At 43.4% G+C, this 22,270-nt stretch carries 20 protein-coding genes; 16 read left to right on the top strand and 4 right to left on the bottom strand.

From position 1 onward, the window contains the following. Positions 1-35: 35 nt before the first annotated feature. On the bottom strand, positions 36-2,849 hold the full coding sequence (locus ACSC9N_RS14185) for a GacS-like sensor histidine kinase (protein WP_010325926.1): 2,814 nt from the start codon (positions 2,847-2,849) through the stop codon (positions 36-38). 153 nt (positions 2,850-3,002) lie between these two features. Between ACSC9N_RS14185 and cysM the strand changes: the two genes are divergently transcribed. Genes cysM through ACSC9N_RS14165 form a run of 4 tightly spaced genes read left to right on the top strand, consistent with a single transcriptional unit; the run spans position 3,003 to position 8,511 of the window. Beyond that, a complete protein-coding gene (gene cysM / locus ACSC9N_RS14180; RefSeq protein ID WP_005400763.1) occupies positions 3,003-3,932 on the top strand; it encodes a cysteine synthase CysM in 930 nt (309 codons plus the stop codon). A gap of 22 nt (positions 3,933-3,954) precedes the next feature. Then, positions 3,955-4,776 carry a 3'-5' exonuclease gene (locus ACSC9N_RS14175; protein ID WP_004692313.1) on the top strand — a complete coding sequence of 274 codons (822 nt, stop codon included), beginning with the start codon at positions 3,955-3,957 and terminating at the stop codon, positions 4,774-4,776. A gap of 6 nt (positions 4,777-4,782) precedes the next feature. Further along, positions 4,783-6,171 (top strand): 23S rRNA (uracil(1939)-C(5))-methyltransferase RlmD, encoded by a 1,389-nt coding sequence (rlmD, locus tag ACSC9N_RS14170; protein WP_010325927.1) that lies wholly within the window; start codon positions 4,783-4,785, stop codon positions 6,169-6,171. A gap of 33 nt (positions 6,172-6,204) precedes the next feature. Beyond that, positions 6,205-8,511, top strand: coding sequence for a RelA/SpoT family protein (locus ACSC9N_RS14165; protein WP_004979149.1), 2,307 nt, complete (start codon positions 6,205-6,207; stop codon positions 8,509-8,511). Between the two features lie 39 nt (positions 8,512-8,550). Here the strand turns inward: ACSC9N_RS14165 and ACSC9N_RS14160 are convergent, their stop codons facing one another. After that, the gene (locus tag ACSC9N_RS14160; RefSeq protein ID WP_010325928.1) at positions 8,551-9,318 is read right to left on the bottom strand and encodes an SDR family oxidoreductase; all 768 of its coding nucleotides are present in this window, start codon (positions 9,316-9,318) and stop codon (positions 8,551-8,553) included. Positions 9,319-9,436: 118 nt separating this feature from the next. On the opposite strand from ACSC9N_RS14160, the gene mazG reads away from it, so the two are divergent. From mazG to yjgA, 9 genes are all read left to right on the top strand, one after another. Continuing rightward, positions 9,437-10,198, top strand: a complete 762-nt coding sequence (gene mazG / locus ACSC9N_RS14155; protein WP_010325929.1) for a nucleoside triphosphate pyrophosphohydrolase — start codon at positions 9,437-9,439, stop codon at positions 10,196-10,198. Between the two features lie 18 nt (positions 10,199-10,216). After that, on the top strand, positions 10,217-10,615 hold the full coding sequence (locus ACSC9N_RS14150) for a ComEA family DNA-binding protein (protein ID WP_029574943.1): 399 nt from the start codon (positions 10,217-10,219) through the stop codon (positions 10,613-10,615). A 137-nt stretch (positions 10,616-10,752) separates the two neighbouring features. Continuing rightward, the gene (pcnB, locus tag ACSC9N_RS14145) at positions 10,753-12,222 is read left to right on the top strand and encodes a polynucleotide adenylyltransferase PcnB (protein ID WP_010325931.1); all 1,470 of its coding nucleotides are present in this window, start codon (positions 10,753-10,755) and stop codon (positions 12,220-12,222) included. Continuing rightward, complete coding sequence (folK, locus tag ACSC9N_RS14140) at positions 12,219-12,707, top strand: 2-amino-4-hydroxy-6-hydroxymethyldihydropteridine diphosphokinase (protein ID WP_010325932.1); 489 nt, start codon at positions 12,219-12,221, stop codon at positions 12,705-12,707. The genes pcnB and folK overlap by 4 nt, the downstream gene beginning before the upstream one ends. Positions 12,708-12,743: 36 nt before the next feature. Further along, on the top strand, positions 12,744-13,553 hold the full coding sequence (gene panB / locus ACSC9N_RS14135) for a 3-methyl-2-oxobutanoate hydroxymethyltransferase (protein WP_010325933.1): 810 nt from the start codon (positions 12,744-12,746) through the stop codon (positions 13,551-13,553). A 3-nt stretch (positions 13,554-13,556) separates the two neighbouring features. Continuing rightward, a complete protein-coding gene (gene panC, locus ACSC9N_RS14130) occupies positions 13,557-14,399 on the top strand; it encodes a pantoate--beta-alanine ligase (protein ID WP_010325934.1) in 843 nt (280 codons plus the stop codon). Between the two features lie 26 nt (positions 14,400-14,425). Further along, the gene (rapZ, locus tag ACSC9N_RS14125; RefSeq protein ID WP_004692298.1) at positions 14,426-15,277 is read left to right on the top strand and encodes an RNase adapter RapZ; all 852 of its coding nucleotides are present in this window, start codon (positions 14,426-14,428) and stop codon (positions 15,275-15,277) included. Continuing rightward, positions 15,274-15,543, top strand: a complete 270-nt coding sequence (locus tag ACSC9N_RS14120) for an HPr family phosphocarrier protein (protein WP_130234912.1) — start codon at positions 15,274-15,276, stop codon at positions 15,541-15,543. Before rapZ ends, ACSC9N_RS14120 begins: the two co-directional genes overlap by 4 nt. Before the next feature lie 2 nt (positions 15,544-15,545). After that, positions 15,546-16,079 carry a ribosome biogenesis factor YjgA gene (gene yjgA, locus ACSC9N_RS14115; protein ID WP_005400753.1) on the top strand — a complete coding sequence of 178 codons (534 nt, stop codon included), beginning with the start codon at positions 15,546-15,548 and terminating at the stop codon, positions 16,077-16,079. A gap of 79 nt (positions 16,080-16,158) precedes the next feature. On the opposite strand, the gene ACSC9N_RS14110 is transcribed toward yjgA, so the two are convergent. Further along, on the bottom strand, positions 16,159-17,802 hold the full coding sequence (locus ACSC9N_RS14110) for an acyl-CoA synthetase (RefSeq protein ID WP_010325936.1): 1,644 nt from the start codon (positions 17,800-17,802) through the stop codon (positions 16,159-16,161). Between the two features lie 511 nt (positions 17,803-18,313). Between ACSC9N_RS14110 and thrS the strand changes: the two genes are divergently transcribed. Together thrS and infC are read left to right on the top strand one after the other, a co-directional pair. After that, positions 18,314-20,236: a threonine--tRNA ligase gene (gene thrS / locus ACSC9N_RS14105; RefSeq protein ID WP_010325937.1), complete on the top strand. Its 1,923-nt coding sequence runs from the start codon at positions 18,314-18,316 to the stop codon at positions 20,234-20,236. Between the two features lie 5 nt (positions 20,237-20,241). Then, positions 20,242-20,793 (top strand): translation initiation factor IF-3, encoded by a 552-nt coding sequence (gene infC, locus ACSC9N_RS14100; RefSeq protein WP_050796974.1) that lies wholly within the window; start codon positions 20,242-20,244, stop codon positions 20,791-20,793. Positions 20,794-20,883: 90 nt separating this feature from the next. On the opposite strand, the gene ACSC9N_RS14095 is transcribed toward infC, so the two are convergent. Continuing rightward, positions 20,884-21,522 carry a class I SAM-dependent methyltransferase gene (locus tag ACSC9N_RS14095; RefSeq protein ID WP_010325939.1) on the bottom strand — a complete coding sequence of 213 codons (639 nt, stop codon included), beginning with the start codon at positions 21,520-21,522 and terminating at the stop codon, positions 20,884-20,886. A gap of 120 nt (positions 21,523-21,642) precedes the next feature. Here ACSC9N_RS14095 and ACSC9N_RS14090 point away from each other — a divergent pair, with 120 nt between their 5' ends. After that, on the top strand, positions 21,643-22,260 hold the full coding sequence (locus ACSC9N_RS14090) for a glutathione S-transferase family protein (protein ID WP_010325940.1): 618 nt from the start codon (positions 21,643-21,645) through the stop codon (positions 22,258-22,260). The last annotated feature ends 10 nt before the right edge of the window (positions 22,261-22,270 follow it).

Raw genomic sequence — 22,270 nt, 5'->3', positions numbered from 1 at the left:
CAACTTGTCTTAGGTGTCATGCTCTTTTGAATGTTTTATGGGCTATGTTTGATTAAAATTTGCTGTGCCGCATGTTGTACTTGTTCAATCACGACTTTGAGTTCATTGAAACGCTTGATGGTTTCTTGAACAAATTGTTCATCTGCTTTACGACGCTCTTTACGTAAGGTTGAAACAAACTGTTCAAATGTCCCTGTTGCTTCTTGTAAGTTGGGTACACCGACATAGCGTGTTGCACCATACAGGCGGTGTAGCACATGCTCCAATTGTGGGAAATCTTCCATTTCAATCAATTGCTTCATTTCATGCAACTCAGTATCAAAACTGTCCATTAACATACGCAATAAGTCGACCGCTAAATCTTCTTTATTGGCGGCTAACTGTAAGCTTTGCTGCCAGTCGAGCACCTTAGGATCGAGTGCTTCAATCACGATAGCTTTTTCAACGGGTGAGCCTTTATTGAAGCGATCAGTGGTCCAATGGGTCAGGATTTGAATAATCTGATCAATTTGAATTGGTTTGGTGACATAGTCATCCATGCCGACTTGCAGTAGTTTTTGCTTTTCATCGGCCAATGCATGTGCGGTGAGGGCAATGATGGGCAAACGTTTATGGTTTTCAATGGTTGACTCCAGCGCACGAATGGCACGTGTGGTATCGACCCCCGACATGACAGGCATTTGAATATCCATAAATACCAAATCAAAAGCTTTGCTGTCGTGTTCAGCACGCTCTTGTAAAATCTCTAAGGCTTGTTGACCGCTTAAAGCTTTTGTTGTCTTGACATTCAATTCGCCCAGCAGGGCTTCAAGGACAATCAGGTTAGGGAGATGGTCATCCACCGCTAAAATATGTAAGCCTTGACCATTGAAGGACTCCATTTCATCTTCTTCAAATAGCGGTTGATTGCTGAGTAATTGAATCAAAGCACTCCGACTGAGCGGTTGGTATAATGGTCGTGCGCGATACTCATTCAGCGTAGTCAAATCGAGTGACATCTGGTAACCATAAACCGCAAGGTTACCGCTATAACGTTGACGAATTTCTTTTAATAAAGCTTCGGTATCCCCACTATGGTCAACAATCAACCATGTGTTTTCCACATCTTGAGGCAGTCTGTTGAGGTGACTGAACAAGTCTAAAATTGAACTCGATTCGATGTGCTCCACAGCATAGTCTTCAAGATAATGACGCAGAATATTGGCCGTTGCAGGATGTGCCAAATACGAAACCACTTGCATGTCGCTAAACTGAGGATGCTCAACGTACTCATCTTCTTCATTGACCATAAACATGGCTGTAAACCAGAAGGTGGAACCTTTTTCGGTGGGCGCGCGTTCTTGGTTGTCCTCAAATCCAATTTGCCCCTGCATCAAATGCACTAGCTGTTTGGAAATCGCTAAGCCTAGACCTGTACCGCCAAATTGGCGCGTGACTGAAGCATCACCTTGCGAGAAAGACTCAAACAGTTTTTTGCGGTCGGTTCCACTGAGTCCGATGCCGCTGTCTTGTACACTAAAGTGCAATAGGCACTGTCCAATATCATCTTGTTCCATTCTTGCGCGGACGATGATCTCGCCATCAGGAGTAAACTTAATGGCATTGGAAATCAGGTTGGTTAAAATTTGTTTGAAGCGTAGGGCATCTCCAACCACATGCTTTGGCACATTGTCGGCATAGTAAAAGGCCATATCGATATGCTTTTGTGCAGCAAGAGGAGATAGCATATCCATAACATCAAAAATTGCTTCTTCTAAATCAAAAGTTGCAGTATCGAGTTCTAGTTTACCGGCATCAATTTTTGAAAAATCTAAAACATCATTAATCAGTGCTAGTAAGTGTGCAGATGATTTACGGATGGTTTGTAAATACAGGTTTTGATCATTGTTGAGGTTGTCTTGACGCAGTAACAGGTGAATAAAACCATCAATACTGTTCAGTGGCGTGCGCAGTTCATGGCTGATATTGGCCAAGAATACAGACTTGGACTGACTTGCTGAAATGGCTTGGTCACGCGCTTGACGATAGGTAATGTTTTGTACTTCTAAAGTGTCAAGGGTTCGACGTAAATCGTCTTCCGTCTGCTCAGTGTGTTCTTTCAATTCTAAAAAACTAAAATGCAGGCGTTTCACCACATTGGCAATATCGCGCTGTAGTAAGCGTAATTCACCAGTACTGTTAATCAGCATGTGTTGATCGAGGGTGTCGGCATTTAAACGTTGCAGCTGCATGCGAATTTCATACATCGGCGCAATCCAGCGACGCGAGTAGAAATTTAAACAGAGTAAAAGTAGTAATAGTGTCAACAGACCTGTCGCAATCAACACAATCAACACGCGATAACGGGCAATTTGTAAAGGCTGGTTATCTAATTCAACCACCAACTGCGCAGGCGTGCCTGTAAATTGGTTGATGGGCAAACCATATACTGTATTACCTTTAAAATTCATCGGGCCAAAAAAATCAGTATTTTTTTTCAACGCAGGCCACGGCGCTTGGTCTTGGTAGCCAATGCTGAGTTTGTTATTGCCTTTTTCATCAATAATTGCGGCACGAATCAGATGTTTTTCATCTAACATCTTTTGCATCAAATAACGTGCATTTTCATACTGCCAAGGGGAGGCATTCACCAAATTGATCGCCGCTTCTGCATCCAGTTGGTAGCGCGTTAAAATCGCAATCGCCATTTGTCGCTGCTGGGCTTTGGCTGCATTTGAAGTTTCGGTAATAACCAGTAATGCACCTACACAGGCCAAAATCATAATCGGCACGAAAATAAGTGCAATGAGCTGTCCATAAGCATGGTTTAAGTGCAGACGATTAAATAACTTTTTATTGATATTTGACATGGTGCAAGTGATTTATTCCCTATGCTTTGAAGTGTAGCACGCTTTATAAAAAATCGATGGTGCTTTAATCACTTTCGCGAAAAAGCACGCTAAATGGGTGCAGGGACTGGCATTTTTCCATACAATAGGCGCACCTCGATCAAGGTGCAAAGAATGAGTACTACATCCACTGATTTTCAAGCAGACGAATTTTTGTTAGATCACTATGTTGGAAAAACTCCACTGGTGCGTTTACAGCGTCTGGCTAGTCACACTCAAGCAACAGTATTGGCAAAGTTAGAAGGCAACAACCCCGCAGGTTCTGTCAAAGACCGTCCCGCGTATAACATGATTATGCAAGCGGAAAAGCGAGGGCAAATCCAGCCGGGCGATACCTTGATTGAAGCGACCAGTGGAAATACCGGCATTGCACTGGCGATGGTTGCTGCGATGCGTGGCTATCAGATGAAACTGATTATGCCCAACAACATGAGCCAAGAACGTAAAGATGCAATGCGTGCTTATGGCGCGGAACTGATTGAAGTGACCAAAGAACAGGGCATGGAAGGTGCACGTGATTTGGCTTTGCAAATGCAAGAAGAAGGCAAAGGGCATGTACTCAACCAGTTTGGTAATCCTGATAATGTTGAAGCACATTATTTAACGACTGGGCCTGAACTTTGGCAGCAAACAGGTGGCAAAATCACTCACTTTGTAAGTTCAATGGGCACTACAGGTACCATTATGGGGGTCTCTAAATATCTCAAAGAGATGAACCCCGACATTCAAATTATTGGCTTACAGCCATCGGATGGTTCAAGTATCGCAGGGATTCGCCGCTGGCCTGAAGAATATTTACCAACGATTTTTGACCGCAGTCGGATTGATCAAATTATTGATATTCCGCAAATTGAAGCGGAAAAAACCATGCGTAAATTGGCGCAAAAAGAAGGGATTAGCGCAGGAACTTCTTCAGGTGGTGCGGTGTGGGCATCGATTAAAATTGCTGAAGAAAACCCTGGTGCTGTCATTGCGTGCATTATTTGTGACCGTGGTGACCGTTATTTATCGACGGGTCTTTTCTCTGTGGTCGATCCTGAATAAAACAATAAAAGAGAGTCCTGCTATGCGTTTACCCGTTCTCACCTTTGATATCGAAACAATGACAGATTTGAGATCGGGGGCGCATTTATATGGTTTAGATTTGCCTGAGGCTGATTTGGAGGCGGCACTGACCAAATTGCGTCGCCAAGAATCAGGCATGGATTTTCAGCGTTTGGCTTTGCATGAAATTGTGTGTATTTCAGGCTTATGGCTGGATGACCAAGGCCAGATGAAACTTTTTTCTTTTAGCCGTGAGCAATATTCGGAAGCAGAAATCCTCAGTAAGTTTTTATCCATATTTGATAAGCGCTTACCAACTTTAGTGAGCTGGAATGGTGCTCAGTTTGACTTACCTGTAATCATGCTTCGTGCTATGTATCATGGTTTAACTGCACCTGCTTTGTTCGATCAAGGCGAAATTGACACACAAAAGCGCTATAATAACTATCAGAACCGTTATCATCAGCGTCACATCGACCTGATGGATGTGATGGCAATGTTTAATGGACGTCATTTCCAAAAGCTAGATGATGTTGCCCATTTATTGGGGTATCCCGGTAAACGAGGCGATGGGGCTTATCATGTACCTGAATATGTTCGGGCGCAGGAATGGCTCAAACTCACCAGTTATTGTGAAGGTGATGTGCTAAATACATGGTTGGTGTATTTGCGTTGGCTCTTGCTCAAAGGGCAATTGCTCGCTCAAGACCACCGTCATTTTATTGATCAAACCATCCAGTTTTTACAGGCCCAACCGCAGCATCAAGACTTTTTGTCGGTGTGGCGTGAGACCTCACAGCAGACGGCTTTTACCGCTGCCGATTTTTCCCCTTCCCATCTATAGGTACACATGAAACATAGAGCCAAACCTCGTCCAACTCAACAGCCCAGTTATATTTTTCAGGTTGAGTCACTTTCGCATGAAGGACGCGGCATAGCGCACTATGGTTCGCATCCAGACCATCCTGCAGAGAAGCAGGGTAAAAAAGTCTTTATTAACTATGCATTGCCGGGTGAAACGGTTAAAGCGCAGATTACCCATGCGGTAAAGCGTTTAGAGGAAGCCGATGCTGTTCAACTCCTCAGTGAAGCCTCTGCTTTTCGGGTTGAGCCGAAGTGTCCGCATTTTAAAAGCTGTGGTGGCTGTAATATGCAGCACATTCATCCCGATGAGCAAATTCGTTTAAAGCAAGAAGTGCTTAAATCGCATTTGCAGCATTTTGCAGGGATTCAACCTGAAGAGTGGTTGCCGCCTTTGCGCTCTTTACGTGAAGACTACCGCCGTAAAGCACGCATTGGGGTGCGTTATTTGCCGCACAAAGATCAATTGGTCGTGGGTTTTCGAGAGCGTCAAACCAATAAACTAACTTCAATTGATCGCTGCTTGGTGTTAGATCAAGCGTTTGGTTCAATCACACGCTTGAAGCAGTTACTCCAAAGTCTAACAGCCAAAGCGGCTATTGGTCATATAGAATTGGCCATGGGGGATTGTGACATCGCCCTCACGGTGCGACATACTGAAAAATTAAACACAGAGGATGTCAACCGATTAAAACAATTTGCGTTAGACAGAGGGTGGCAGTTGTATTTACAAGCTGCAGGCCCAGACAGTCTAAAGCGTATGGATGATGAACATGCAGAGATGCGTTTACATTATCGTTTAAATGATTTTGATGTGGCATTTGGATTTAACCCACACGACTTTACTCAAGTAAACTCAACCATTAACCCGCAAATGGTGAAATTGGCATGTGACTTGCTAGATTTAAAACAAGGAGAACGTGTTCTCGATTTGTTCTGTGGTCTAGGAAATTTCTCTTTGCCTTTGGCTCGATGCGTGGGTGCAACAGGACAAGTGGTTGGTGTTGAAGGCAGTGAAGAAATGGTTCAACGTGGTGCAGAAAATGCGGAACGTAATGCTCTTGGCCAGTTGAAGTTCTTTTCACAAGATTTAACAAAAGATTTCTCGCATCATTCTTGGGCAAATCAAGGATTTGATGCATTATTGATAGATCCTCCACGTGCAGGCGCAGAGGAAATAATGCATTATATGCCTAACTTTGGTGCAAAAAGAATCGTTTACGTGTCGTGTAATCCAGCGACACTCGCAAGGGATGCGGGGCTGTTGGTACAACAGGGTTATCGATTAGTCAAAGCCGGTGTGATGGACATGTTTACCCACACAGGTCACGTTGAGTCGATAGCATTGTTTGAAAAAGATAATGAGATAAACGATTAAAGAATATGAAGCGTAAAAGTGTAGGAGAAGGGTATGGTCACAGTACGTGAGCAACTACCTGGGCGACTCAATGAGTTGTCTCAGGAGGCGACTGTAGAGCATGCCGAACAAGCTCAACATGATTTGGCTGAATGGTTAGATCGTGTTCGAAGCATATTAGATGATGCGAAGCTTGAGCAACTCGAAGAAGTTGCCAATTTGACTTTACAAAAAGAGTTAGAAACCACGGTTAATCATCGTTCCAATACCTTTTATACCGGTATTGAAATGGCGGATATTCTGGCCCATCTACATGTCGATGAAGACACCTTGGCTGCTGCGATGCTCTATCGTGGTGTACGCGAAGGCGTGATTCCTTTGGCGGAAGTACAAGAGCATTTTGGCGAACAAGTGCATGCACTGGTCAAAGGCACTTTGGCTATGGGTAAGTTATCTGACCTCATCGAGCAGAATAAACGCCTCGAAGATCACTTTAATAACAATCAGCGCGAGCACTTAAACGGCATTTATAAAATGTTGATTTCAGTGACGGAAGACGTGCGCGTTGTACTGATCAAATTGGCTGAGCGGACTTATGCACTGCGTGAATTGGCGACTTCATCTAAAGAGCGTCAAGAGCGTGTAGCACGAGAAATCTTAACCATTTACTCACCACTGGCACACCGTTTAGGGATTGCGCAGTTAAAGTGGGAACTGGAAGATTTAGCCTTTCGCTATTTAGCACCCGATCGCTATAAAGAAATTGCGACGCTGCTGAATGAAAAGCGACTGGAGCGTGAGCAATATATTCAGTTTGTGATTGATACTTTGCGTGCATCTTTGAATGAGCATGGTATTGAAGCTGAAATTAGTGGCAGGGTAAAACACATTTATTCGATTTATCGAAAAATGAAAAGTAAGAACCTGAGCTTCGATCAGCTGTATGACATTCGTGCCGTTCGGGTCTTGGTTAAAACGGTTCCTGAGTGCTATCACTCGTTGGGGATCGTGCACCAAATTTGGCGGCATATTCCGCATCAGTTTGATGACTATATTACCAATCCGAAAGCCAATGGTTACCGCTCACTGCATACGGCTGTGATTGCGGAAAATAAGTCACTTGAAGTTCAGATTCGTACCAAGAGCATGCATGAAGAAGCAGAACTTGGGGTGTGTTCGCACTTTAACTATAAAGAGGGCGGTAAGAATACCGATCGCTCTTTTAACCATCGTTTACATTCATTGCGTGCAGTACTTGAACACTATCAAGAGCGAAATGATGCGAATGTACATAAGTCTGATGAAGACTCTGAAAATTTTGAGCAGATTCAAGATTTTGAGGATTTTGAGAAGATTTATGTCTTTAGCCGTGATGGCGATATTAAAGAGCTCCCACGTGGTTCGACCGTACTCGACTTTGCTTATCATGTGCATACTCAAGTCGGGAACAAGTGTTATGCCGCGAGAGTGAATCAGCGTTATGTTCCGCTGACCTATACCTTAAAAACGGGTGAACAAGTTGAGATTTTAACCAAGAAAGACCGTGAGCCAAACCGTGATTGGTTGGTGAACTCTTTAGGTTATATCAAGACGGCACGTGCGCGTGACAAGCTGCGCCATTGGTTTAGACAACAAGACCGCAGCAAAAACTTGGAAGTGGGCCGTGACCTGCTCAACAAAGAACTTTCACGTTTAGCAATTCACCCAAAAAGTATTGATTTGAATGATTACTGCAATCATTTTAATGTCAAAGCGGGTGAAGACATTCTGATTGCACTGGTCAATGGTGACATTAGTCTGCATGCATTGATCAATCAGGTGAACCGTCATATGCATTTGGATCAGGACGAACCTGAACTGGTGCTGAAGCCAACTTTGAATCCACGTGCTAGTCATACCTTGTCAGCGCATGGCATTCTGATTGATGGTTTAGATAACGTTGAGCTGCATGTGGCGCAGTGTTGTCAGCCTGTGCATGGTGAGTCAATTGCGGGTTATATCACCTTGAACCGTGGGGTGAGCATCCATAAAGTAGCGTGTCCTGACTACTTACGCATGATTCAAAATGAACCTGAACGTGCAGTAGAAGCCGATTGGGAAATGCAGCCAACGCGTGGTCAGAGTGTGCAAATTGTGGTGGAAGCTTATGATCGCCGTGGTTTGCTCAAAGATTTGACCCAAGTGATTTTCTCCGATCAAATCAATATTCGTCAGGTTAATACCATCTCTGAAGCAGACGGTATTGCCAATATGAAATTGTTGATTGAAGTGAAAGGCTTATCGCAATTATCAAAACTGTTGGCGCGATTAGAGCAACAACCAGGCATTATTAGTGCGCGTCGTTTGGTACAAGGTAACTAAGCGAATTGAAAAAAAAGCCTGCAATTGCAGGCTCTTTTTTTATTTAGAAAGGTACAAGTTGGTTAGGCGATTCAGAAATTGGGGACTGATTTTACTCAGTTGAAATAAAAGCTTGGCTTTGGCACCCACGGCTTGATGGGTTGCAGTGAGTGCCGTATCTTTTGCAACAGCACGTTGAAAAACGTGTTGCGCTACATCTTCTGTAGTTAAGTGTACCCCCATGTTTTGAATACTCTTCGCTTGCATATCTTGCACCATGGCAGTTTGTACAAATAGCGGCATAACATCTAATACGCGAATGCCATATTTCTGCCATTCGGTATCTAAGCCTTCGGTGATACCGCGTACTGCAAACTTACTGGCAGAGTACGAGACCAAATCAGCTTGACCATAGATGGCTGAAGCTGATGAAAGGTTGATGATGCGGGCAAAATTCGCTTGTTTGAGATAGGGCAATGCAGCATGGCAGCCATTCAGTACACCATTAACATTGATCGAGATGGTTTTGTGATGTGCGCTGATCTCTGTGTGTTCAAAAGGCCCAGAGAATAGAATTCCTGCATTATTGACCAAAACATTGAGCTCACCTGCCCATGTGACAAACTCGGCTAAAGCTGTTTGCCAGTCTTGATAGCTGGAAACATCGAGCTGTCCTGCTTTGGCATTTGGGCCGAGGCTAGCTGCTAGCTGTTGGGCTTGAGCGCTATTGATGTCATAAATCCCGACTTTGTAGTGATGTGTATAAAATAAGCGGGCGATGGCCGCACCAATACCTTGGGCTGCACCGCTAATCAAAATACTGCGCATTGAAACTGCTCCTTGTTGCTCTTTTTCTTGATGTTATTGTTGTGATTGGATTGAGCATAACAAATGAATGCCGTCATAATGTAATTTTTATCAATATGATTTTTGAAGAGAGATAAACATGGAACAATTGCTGAACGTGATGCGTGAATTACGTGAAAAGTGTCCATGGGATCAACAGCAAACTCCAGAAAGCTTAACCCGCTATGCCATTGAAGAGGCTTATGAAGTTGAAGCTGCTGTGCGTTCAGGTAAAGCTGATGAGGTGCGCGATGAGTTGGGTGATTTACTGCTACAGGTGGTGTTCCAGTCACAGATGTATGCCGAGCAAGGGGCTTTTAATTTTCAAGATGTGGTCCATGCCATCACAGAAAAACTGATTCGTCGTCATCCCCATGTTTTTCAAGCACAGCAGTTTTCAGCTTTGTCTGCCGAAGATGTAGGCGAGCTTTGGAAGCAAATTAAACAACAGGAAAAACAAGGTAAGGCACAGTCACGATTAGACAGCATCAAGCATGGCCCAGCCTTACAACAAGCGGAACAGATTCAAAAAAATGCAGCACGGATCGGTTTTGACTTTCCAGATGTAGCAGGTGCTTATACCAAGCTTGAAGAAGAATTAGCTGAATTGAAACATGCGGTTCAACAGCAAAATTCCGATGAAATAGCAGATGAATTTGGCGATTGTTTATTTTCAATGATCAATGTTGGACGTAAACTGGGCGTCTCAAGCGAAATGTCGCTTTTGAGTACGATTCATAAATTTCGTACTCGTTTTGCTTTCATTGAAGATCAAGCTTTGCAACAACAAAAAAAGATTGAGCAGATGTCCTTAGAAGAAATGGATCAACTGTGGGAGCAAGCCAAATTACAACTGAAATAATAAAAATGGTGGCTTGAATTGATAAAAATAAAAGTAAGTTTGTTGATCATTGCGTTGTTATTACTGAGTTTACTGGCGTGGATACCCAGTAGTTATGCACAGTCTTTTGATCAGAACTATCTGAACTGGAAAGCAGAGCAGCAGGTGTGGGATGATCGTATTCAAGCTCCTAAAAGCGTGAAACGTGCTGTGTCTCCTGTTCAGGCTCAACCTGTGTCGAGCACAAATAAAATTAGTTTAAATCAAGCCAGTGTTGATCAATTACAGCAACTTCAGGGTGTGGGTCTAAAAAAGGCACAGGCAATTGTGGCCTATCGCCAGAAACAAGGGCCATTTAAGACCATAGATGAGCTACAACAGGTGCGCGGGATTGGACCGGCAATTTTTGCAAAAAATAAAACTCGTTTGGGCTTGTGAAAAAAGCGGTGTCATTTATTGGTGAATTGATCAGAATCCTGCTTTGCTTTCGATAATCAAATTGCCCTTTGATTGTGTTAGATATATGATTAGCGTCATCTTAGAATTTTACGTTTAGGCGTAGGAGACAGCGGCTTTTGCAAACTTTGCGCGCGTCAAAATGTGGTTTATCAACCGCTCAATTACCTTCTTACATTTTAGATGTGATCGATGCATTAACTAAGGCAGGCTATGAAGCGTATATCGTCGGTGGCGGTGTCCGCGACATGATGCTTGGCCTAAATCCCAAAGATTTTGATGCAGTGACCAATGCAACACCGTCACAGGTAAAAGAAGTTTTCGGACGACGTTGCCGTATTATCGGACGCCGTTTTGAGCTGGCTCATGTCTATTCAGGTCGTGAGTTGGTTGAAGTGGCAACTTTCCGTGCACCGCCGAAGAAAGAAGTCACCTCTGCGCAAGGCATGATTTTGCGTGATAACAATTGGGGCACGATAGAGCAAGACTTTGCTCGCCGCGATTTTTCAATTAATGCAATGTACTATCAGCCACGCAAGGGCGTTGTCTTAGATTTCTGTCATGCTGTGGATGACATTAAAAATAAAACCTTACGTCTACTGGGCGATGCACAAACGCGTTTTGAAGAAGATCCTGTGCGAATGCTACGGACTTTGCGTTTTGCTGCAAAATTAGGTTTCTCAATCGATCAGCAAATTCTCGACGTTTTCACCTTGGAAATGACGCAGTTGCTGCGTGATGTTTCGCCGCACCGTTTATATGATGAATCTCAGAAGTTGTTCACGATGGGACATCTAAATCGTGTGTTGCCAATGCTGATTGACTTCGGCATTTGGAAGCAGTTATTTGCAGATATCCAACCGAATATTACCCCATTTATTGAACGTGCCGCTAAGAATACCGATCAGCGTATTCAAGTGGGCAAAACCATCAACCCTGCATTTTTCTATGCGGTATTGTTATGGCAACCGTTCTTAGAACGTTGTGAGTTTTATAGCAGTAAGGGTGTGGTTGCAGCTGAAGCGCGTGCACAAGCAGGACTGGATGTATTAAAACGCCAAGCCACGCGGACTATTATTCCGCGCTTTGCCGAAACCTTCATTCGTGAAGTGTGGGAAATGCAAACTCGCTTACTCAATCCGAAAGCACAGCAAATTCAAGCCTTATCTAGCCATGCACGTTTCCGTGCAGGCTTTGACTTCTTGTTACTTCGCGAAAAATCCGGTGATGAGGGTACGCTCGGCATGGGACAATGGTGGGACGCGTATCAGTTGATGAGCACCGATGAAAAAGAACGTGCTATCAGCCAATATAACCGCCAACGTGCAAAATCACGTCGCAGTGGTAAAGCAAGTGCTGAAGAAGCAGCGATTGCCAAAACGGTAAGTCATGAAATTGAGCCTCTGGTGCAAGAGCAAGAATCGCGCAGTCGCCGTGCACGTAAACCGAAGCAACACGCTGAAGCTCGTACGCAGACTGGTAGGGGAGCAGGTCACAGCTCGACAGAGATTGGCGCAGACCACCCAATTTTAAAACGTAAACGTGTTCAACGTGATTTAAGCAGCGTGATTTTTGGGCCGACACAATGAGCATCGTCACGTACATTGGTCTAGGTAGTAACTTAGGCGACTCTAAGGTGATTTTGACTGAAGCGGTGCACAAGTTGGCCAGTCTTGGCGATGTGAAGATCTCCAAGCTGTATCAAAGCCCACCGATGGGACCGCAAGACCAACCCAATTATTTAAATGCTGTGGTGCAACTCAGCACAGACTTGGCGCCGTTGGCTTTGCTGGATGAACTGCAACGTTTTGAGCAAGAGTCGGGACGTGTACGTTTACGCCATTGGGGTGAACGCACTTTAGATTTAGATTTACTGATCTATGCAGAAGAGAAAATTCAGCATGAACGCTTAACCGTGCCACATGTCGGTGTGATGGAGCGTGATTTTGTGTTGATTCCACTACTGGATTTAGACCCCAATTTACACATTGATGGTATTGCGTTGAAACAGCTGCCTGTTGTACAACAACCCACGTTGAGCGTGCTGGATGCAGGCAATTGGGCAGAGATTTAATTTAGCCGAGCTAAAGATGTTGAAAGGAATAGTTTGATGATTAGTTTAAATGACTTAAGAAAATTTAAAGCAGAAGGTCGCAAATTTTCCTGCCTGACTTGCTATGATGCAAGTATGGCAAAGGCAATGGAACTTGCTGAAATTGATACCATTTTAATTGGCGATTCGCTAGGTATGGCGATACAGGGTCGTGATTCCACTTTGCCTGTTACAGTTGAAGATATGGCTTATCATACCGCAGCTGTACGCCGTGGTAATCAACATGCCTTAATCATGACCGATTTACCGTTTATGAGTTATGCCACCTTAAATGATGCTTTGCGAAGCTCAAAAGTGGTGATGCAAGCGGGCGCGCAAATGGTCAAAGTTGAAGGTGGTGCATGGCTGGCTGAAACGGTTCAAGTTTTGACACGAAACGGTATTCCTGTATGTGTACACTTAGGTTTAACCCCACAGTCTGTACATGTGTTTGGTGGCTATAAATTACAAGCACGTACACGTGAAGCGGCAGACCAATTAATTGCGGACTGCCAAGCTGTGGTCGATGCAGGCGCTGCGGTGCTGTTATTAGAGTGTGTGCCTGCGCAGCTCGGTAAAGAAATTAGTGAGTTGTTCCCACATGTACCTGTCATTGGCATTGGTGCAGGTGTGGATACCGATGGTCAAGTCTTGGTGGTACAAGACATGCTTGGACTGACTTTTGGTCGTGTTGCAAAATTTGTGCGTAACTTTATGAAAGAACAAGCAGGGGAAACGGCGATTTTGGATGCGTTCAAGGCATACCATGCAGCGGTGCTTGATAGCTCATTCCCTGCGAAAGAACAAACATTCCAAGTCGAGCTGTAAAACATGAAAACTGAAACCACGATCCAAGGCCTATCAGCATCATTGAACCCTGCGCGAACGGCTCGAAAAAGTATTGGTTTCGTCCCGACCATGGGGAACTTGCATCAGGGGCACTTGAACCTTGTACGCGAAGCGAAAAAACTCTGTGATGTGGTTGTAGTCAGCATTTTTGTGAATCCTATTCAATTTGGACCCAATGAAGATTTTGACAGTTACCCACGTACCTTGGAACAAGATCAGCGCTTGTTGGCCGAGGTTGGTTGTGACATCGTGTTTGCACCATCGGTTGAGCAAATGTATGGCAACAGCCCACGTTTGACCAATATTACTGTTTCAGATATCACCAATGATTTGTGTGGTCTACAACGCCCAGGTCATTTTGATGGTGTCGCTGTTGTGGTGACGAAACTGTTCAATATTGTGCAACCTAATTTTGCTTTCTTTGGTGAAAAAGACTATCAACAGTTGGCTGTGATTCGTCAGTTTGTTCGTGATTTGAATATGCCGCTTGAAGTGATGGGTGTGGCAATTGCACGTGCTGAAGATGGTTTGGCTTTAAGTTCACGTAATGGTTATTTAAGCGAAGAAAACCGTCAAAAGGCACCGACCATATATCAAAGCTTAAAAGCGGCTGAACAGTCGCTACAAGCCGGTACCGCTTTAGCGGATGTGTTAGCAAATATAAAGGCGACATTGACACAGGCTGGTTTTGTTGTGGATTATGTGGAAGCACGCACACCTGCATTGCAAAAAATGGATGCATTTGACCAAGATGTGGTGCTTTTCATTGCGGCAAAACTCGGGGCAACTCGTTTAATTGATAACTTGAAAGTGAAACATATTTAGTCAAGCTCACCTCTCAAAGGATTAAGATGAAGCGCATTTTAATTGTTACAGGACAGTCTGGTTCGGGTAAATCCTCTGCATTACAAGTGTTGGAAGACCTCGGTTATTACTGTATTGATAATTTGCCTTTGGCTTTACTCCCAGAGATTGTTGCCAAGCTGGATCGGGAAAATAATCTTGAGCAGTTGGCGCTTGGTGTAGATGTACGCAGTACACGTGCAGATTTGCAAGAGTTCGACTTGGTGTTTGAACAATTGCAAAGGCATGGTACGGTCGATATTATTTATTTGACCACGCGTGACCAAGAGCTGATTGCGCGCTTTAGTGCTTCACGTCGTCCGCATCCGTTGGCGACACGCTTTCAAAGTTTGAACCAGTGTATTCAAGAAGAGAAAACCCTTCTATTGCCGATTAATTTGCGCTCAACCGTGCATATTGATACCACCGATAAAAGTGTGCACGATTTAAAGCATACCTTGCTGTCAAAGTTGGGGCAGTCGGATAACCTGATTTTGATTTTGCAGTCTTTTGGCTTTAAGCACGGTATTCCGTTGGATGCTGACTATGTGTTTGATGTTCGACATTTACCCAATCCACATTGGGATTTAGAACTACGAAAGTATTCAGGACTGGATGCTCCTGTGCAAAAATTTTTGGAACAAAGTGAGCAAACGCACGAAATGTTCCAAGATATTTATAAGTTTTTAGATAAATGGTTACCAGCTTTTGCTGAAGGGCATCGTCACTATATGACCGTGTCAATTGGTTGTACGGGTGGGCAGCATCGCTCTGTATATATTGTGGATAGACTAAAAAAAGCCCTTGAGGCAAAATGGTCTATTCAGGTCCTCCATCGAGAAATGAAGCACTGGGCATGATTGACACAACTGTTGACGTAATTAATAAACTAGGGTTACATGCGCGTTCATCTGGCAAGCTCATTGAAGTGACCACTAAATTCCGTTCTTCAATCCAAATTGGAAAAGGAGACAAATTGGTGGATGCCAAAAATATTATGTCCCTCCTGATGCTAGGCGCAGGAAAGGGCACCACTTTACGCTTGGTGCTTGAAGGCGCAGATGAAGAACAAGCTTTATCTGAGATTCAGGCACTATTTGCAGCAAAATTTTACGAGGCAGATTAATCGTGGCACGTCGACCGCATAGTTTTACTGAAGAAGACTTTGAATCTTTAGAAGGACGTGCAAGTAAAACTGAACAGAAAAAAGCCGTACAACGTATGGCATCTTTGGGTTCTCAACTTGCAGAGTTGAACACTAAACAAATTCAAAACTTACCTGTTGAAGAGCGTTTGATTGAAGCTCTTTTGGATGTAAAACTAATTACATCAAATGAAGCTCGTCGTCGCCAATTTTTACGCATTGGGAAGTTGTTGCGTAATGAAGATGAAACGGTGATTTTGTCTTATTTGACACCGCAACAAGGCGCGAAAAAAACCGCTCAATTGCAGCGTTGGGTTGACCGTATGATCAAAGATGGTGATGTGGTCATTAATGAGTTTTCCAAAACTTATAATGCCGCGGAACGTCATACCATTCGTCAGCATGTATTGCGTATTCACCGTGATATGAAACAGCAGGCGGATGAAGAACAACTTAAAGCTTCGCGTTTGAAGTTGTTTAACTACATTCAGCAAGTGGCTTTAATTTCAGATAATTAAGTCATTTAGACATAAAAAAGCGACCTTCAAGGTCGCTTTTTTTATGTGAGAATATTTGCTTGTATAGACTGCTGAATGTTTAGCTAAACTCGCCCGTTGCACGCTCTTTGGCCCAATCGCGTAGAACAAATTTTTGTAACTTGCCTGTCGACGTTTTTGGAATTTCTGTAATCACTACATCTTTCGGTACTTTAAAACGTGCCAGATGTTGCTTACAGAATTCAATGATTTCCTCAGGTGTGGTTTCTTTCCCAGCTTTGAGTTCAATAAATGCACAGGGCACTTCTTGCCAGCGAGGATCGGGTTTCGCGACCACCGCAGCCGTTAAAATAGCAGGATGTTGATAGAGAATTTCTTCGACTTCTAGTGATGAAATATTCTCGCCTCCAGAAATGATCACATCTTTTGAGCGATCAGTAATTTTGGCATAGCCATCGGGTTGGCAGACTGCAAGATCGCCTGTATGAAACCAACCACCAGTGAACGCTTCTGCGGTCGCCTCAGGGTTTTTGAGGTAGCCTTTCATCACAATGTTGCCACGGAACATAATTTCGCCCATGGTTTGACCATCATGCGGTACAGGTTGCATGGTATCTGGATCAAGGACTTTCATACCATCTTGCAGTGGGTACGGTACACCTTGGCGTGAGTGCAGCTGCGCTTGTTCTTGAATCGATAAGTCAGACCAACCTGCTTGAGAGGCACAAAGCGCAGAAGGACCATAGGTTTCAGTGAGACCGTAGACATGGGTGACATTGATGCCAATATGACGCATGCCCTCAATAATTGCAGCAGGAGGTGCAGCACCTGCCACCATCACTTCAACGCGATGCTCAAAGTGAATCCGTTGCTCTTCTGGAGTATTGATCAGCATTGATAACACAATCGGCGCACCGCAGAAATAATCGACTTTGTGCTCAGTGATGAGTTTAAAAATGAGTTCAGGGTCAATTTTACGTAAACAGATGTTGGTGCCACCATTGGCTGCCATAGTCCATGCAAAGCACCAGCCGTTACAGTGGAATAAAGGTAAGGTCCACAAGTAGGTCGCACGTGGTGTCATGCCGCAAGCAATGATGTTACTGGCCGCATTAATATAAGCGCCACGGTGGTGATAAACCACGCCTTTTGGGTTGCCTGTGGTGCCAGAGGTGTAGTTAAGGCTGATGGCATCCCATTCATCTTGAGGTAAATGCCATTCAAAGTTCTCATCGCCTTCGGTTAACCAGTCTTCATACTCGATTTGACCAATGGGAGCTGCAAAACAGTTTTCGTACTCAGCATCATCTACATCAATCACGAAAATATCGCGTCCGACCAAAGCCAAGGCTTCTTGTGCAACCGATGCAAACTCTGGATCCACCAATAAGACTTTGGTTTCTGCATGATCAAGCATAAATGCGATGGTTTTGGCATCTAAGCGCGTGTTCAATGTGTTGAGCACAGCACCTGCCATTGGGACTGCAAAATGTGCTTCGATCATTGCAGGGACATTGGGCAGCAAAACAGAGACAGTATCGTTTTTTGTGATTCCCAATTTTTGTAACTGTGAGGCAAATTGGCGACAGCGAAGGTAAGTTTCACGCCATGAAATATGGCGGTGCCCATGAATGATGGCATCTTGATGAGGGTAAATATAAGCAGCTCGTTCTAAATAACGCAGCGGTGACAAAGCTACAAAGTTTGCGGGGGTTCTTGGTAACTCATCATACGCACTCACCATGTTGATCACTCCTGAATTTGGTATTATTTTTTCCATTGCTTAAAAGATATGCATTTTTCAGCCATCTTGCATTTATGCTTTAGTCGAGTTGCGCTTTTTAGATGAATTTATTGAATTTCTTTGTTTAGTTTATCTAAACTGAATCTATGGATTCTGTGAGATATAAACCCTTTTAGTTAGATTTTAGCCTGCTTTTTAAGCAAAGTGTGTATGCTTGTGTTGCTGCATTGTTCAATACAAAGTGACCGATAGAGTCATTATAAAATGTAGCGATAAGGATTGCGGAACATCAATCCCCCTCATTTTAGGGAGGCTGATGGATTGGCAAATGAATTCAAAATGCGCTGAAACGTGAATTTTCTAGGGGAAAAGGTTTAATCCTGTGGATAACACGTGTAAAATTCGACTGATTTTATTTATCCACCGTTTTTATCTTTTGAGGTTTTACCTCGATCATAATCTCGCGGTGACATGCTCCATGGTACGGGGCATCACTCCTTAAGGATTTTTTATGCCAATTATCACTTTGCCAAATGGCGATCAAAAACAATTTGATCAAGCTGTATCTGTGATGGACGTTGCACTGAGCATCGGTCCGGGTCTTGCGAAAAATACAGTTGCAGGAAAAGTCGATGGTCGTTTAGTCGATGCATCTGATTTGATTACCACGGATGCCAGCCTTCAAATTATTACGCCTAAAGACGAAGAAGGTGTCGAAATCATTCGTCACTCTTGCGCTCACTTAGTGGGACATGCGGTTAAGCAATTGTTCCCTGAAGCGAAAATGGTGATTGGTCCTGTCATTGAAGATGGCTTTTATTACGATATTTTTAGTGCAAAGCCATTTACACCAGAAGACATGGTAGCCATTGAAGAGCGCATGAAAAAGCTCATCGATCAAGACTATGATGTCATCAAAAAAATGACACCACGTGATGAGGTGATTGCAGAATTCACAGCGCGTGGTGAAGATTATAAATTACGCTTGATTGCAGACATGCCTGAAGAAACAGAAATGGGCTTGTACTACCATCAAGATTATTTGGATATGTGCCGTGGTCCACACGTGCCAAATACTAAATTTTTAAAAGCATTCAAGCTGACTAAAATGTCAGGCGCTTATTGGCGCGGCGATGCGAAGAATGAACAGTTACAACGTATTTATGGTACAGCGTGGGCAGACAAAAAACAGCTTGCAGCGTATATCAAACGTATTGAAGAAGCTGAAAAGCGTGACCACCGTAAAATTGGTAAAGCTTTAGACCTGTTCCATATGCAAGAAGAAGCACCAGGTATGGTGTTCTGGCATCCAAACGGTTGGACCATTTATCAAGTACTTGAACAATACATGCGTAAAGTTCAGCAAGATAATGGCTACCTCGAAATTCGTACCCCGCAAGTGGTTGATTTCACGCTTTGGGAAAAATCAGGCCATGCTGCAAACTATGCAGATGGTATGTTCACGACACATTCAGAAAGCCGTAACTATGCAATTAAGCCGATGAACTGTCCTTGTCACGTACAAGTGTTCAACCAAGGTTTAAAATCATACCGTGATTTGCCAATTCGTTTGGCTGAGTTCGGTTCGTGTCACCGTAACGAACCATCGGGTTCATTGCACGGCATTATGCGTGTTCGTGGCTTTACTCAAGATGATGCACACATTTTCTGTACAAAAGAGCAAATTGGTCAAGAAGTGGCTGACTTCATTCAACTGACTTTAGATGTGTATAAAGACTTTGGTTTCGAAGACGTGCAAATGAAGTTGTCTACACGTCCAGAAAAACGTGTGGGTGATGATGCACTTTGGGATATGGCTGAAAAATCTTTAGCAGATGCTTTAGATGCTGCTGGTTTGGAGTGGGAACTTCAACCAGGTGAAGGCGCATTCTATGGTCCGAAAATTGAATTCTCACTGAAAGACTGCTTAGGCCGTGTATGGCAATGTGGTACAATCCAATGTGACTTCAATTTGCCAGAACGTTTAGATGCGTCATATGTCACTGAAGACAATGATCGTGATCAACCTGTAATGTTGCACCGTGCAATACTTGGCAGTTTTGAACGTTTTATTGGTATACTAATCGAACACTATGCGGGCTTTATGCCACCTTGGTTAACACCAATCCAAGCATGTGTGATGAACATTACCGATTCACAAGCGGAAGCATGTGAGTCAGTCGTCGCTAAACTTAAAGAAAACGGTCTCCGTGCGATTTCAGACTTGAGAAATGAGAAAATCGGCTTTAAGATTCGTGAACGTACATTAGAGCGTATTCCTTACTTACTGGTACTTGGGGACCGTGAGGTAGAGGAAGGTACAGTGAACGTGCGTACCCGCTCTGGAACAAATTTGGGTACTATGTCAATCGACGCTTTCGTTGACCTAGTAAAAGCAGCCGTTGCCGAACGCGGCCGGTACATTGTGGAGTAACAGCGATTAAACAGCCTGACCGTAATCAACAGGGCGGTAACAAATCAAACCGTCCTGCTTTGAATGATGAAATTCGTGCGAAAGAAGTCCGTCTTGTAGACGAAAATGGTGAGCAAAAAGGTATTGTTAGCTTGGCAGAAGCATTACGCGCTGCTGAAAGTGTTGAGCTTGATCTTGTTGAGATCGTAGCAAACGCTGAACCGCCTGTTTGTAAAATCATGGACTTCAACAAGCATTTGTTTGATCTAAAGCAAAAGCAGAAAGAAGCGAAGAAAAAACAGCATCAAGTACAGGTGAAAGAAATCAAACTCCGCCCGGGTACTGATGTTGGTGATTACAACGTAAAACTACGTGCAATCACTAAGTTCCTTGAAGAAGGCAACAAAGTAAAAATTACTCTTCGTTTCCGTGGTCGTGAAATGGCGCACCAACAGCTTGGTTTGGCTCAACTTCAAAAAGTTGAAGCAGATGTGGCTGAAATTGGTGTTGTTGAGCAATCACCAAAAATGGAAGGTCGTCAAATGGGTATGTTGCTTGGTCCTAAAAAGAAAAAGTAATGATCCATTGATCTTAAAAAAGCACTGCCTATGCAGTGCTTTTTTTATTGCAATATCAAGAGAAGGCTACTAACCAATTTGATTATGATCTTATAAAGTTGCTTGCAAAGTGCATAAGCCGTCTATCTCAAGTCCAATCTGAATATCCCTAAAGTTAGCGTTACTTAAGCTTTGCATGTGTTCATCTTTGGTCATATACAGTTCGAGATTCTTCATATTTCCATCAGGTTGGGCCAAGTGATCGGTCATGAAGTAGGAGCCATGGGGTTGGATAACTTGCTGTGCAATACTCTTATGAAACTCATAAGCATATGCTTTATGGCGAAGTTCATGTAAAGCTTGATGAATCACGACATAGTCAAAGCGTTGACCATTCAGAACTGTATACCAATCCTGCTGTTTAAAATCAGCGATGATAAAATCTACGGATGTATGGGGAATAGCAGCTAAGCGTTGTTTGGCTAAGTTATGCATAGCCGCTGAAAAATCGACGGCTGTATAATGAATATTAGCTCGTCTACTTAAGAGCTCATATGCAAAGAAACCAGGGCCTGAACCTAATTCTAAAATACGGACATCTGGCTTTGGATGATTTAAAATTTGAGAAATATAGTGTTCGAAGAACTCGATGCGGTAAGGTCGTTTAAGGTTTGCTTCCTTTGCCCACTGTGTCGCATGTAGCGGATCTTTAAGATCGATTGGGCTTGGAATATCAATGATTTTATTCATGTTGTTAAGTCATTTTTTATTCGAATAAGCGCTAAATAATATATAAAATTACATAAAAATAGTCATGTTTAATTATGATATCGTGTATCCAAAATAAGTGAATAAACTCAGGAAATAAGAATGATCGATTTGTACTATTGGGGAACACCCAACGGACATAAAATTAGCATTGCATTAGAAGAGATGGGTTTGGAGTATCAAGTCTTTCCCATCAATATTTTAGAAAATGATCAGTTTCAACCCGACTTTCTACGCATTTCACCCAACAATAAAATCCCTGCGATTGTGGATCAAGATGGTCCTAAAGGTGAAGCCATTTCTGTGTTTGAGTCAGGGGCGATTTTGCAGTACTTAGGGCGTAAAACAGGACAGTTTTATCCAAGCGATGAACAGTCTCGTGTTGAAGTTGAGCAGTGGTTGATGTGGCAAATGGGTGGTTTTGGTCCAATGCTTGGACAGAACCATCACTTCAGTAAATTTGCACCCGAGCGTATTGCGTATGCGACTGAACGCTATGTCAATGAAACCAAGCGTTTGTATGCTGTACTAGATAATCAGCTTTTTGGTCAAAACTATGTAGCTGGAGAGTATTCGATAGCGGATATGGCAATTTTCCCATGGATTTTGCGTTATGAATGGCAACAAATTGATATAAATGACTATCCAAATGTGAAGGCGTATATGGAGCGTATTCAAGCGCGTCCTGCAGTTCAGCGTGCGTTGGCAGTAAAAGTTTAAAGTCTAAGGT

It is taken from the genome of Acinetobacter sp. PC34 (assembly GCF_051789135.1).
In the GTDB taxonomy this organism is placed as follows: Bacteria; Pseudomonadota; Gammaproteobacteria; order Pseudomonadales; family Moraxellaceae; genus Acinetobacter; species Acinetobacter johnsonii.
The sequence above is the reverse complement of the archived record's forward strand: the minus strand, read 5'-3'. Positions and strand labels throughout refer to the sequence as shown.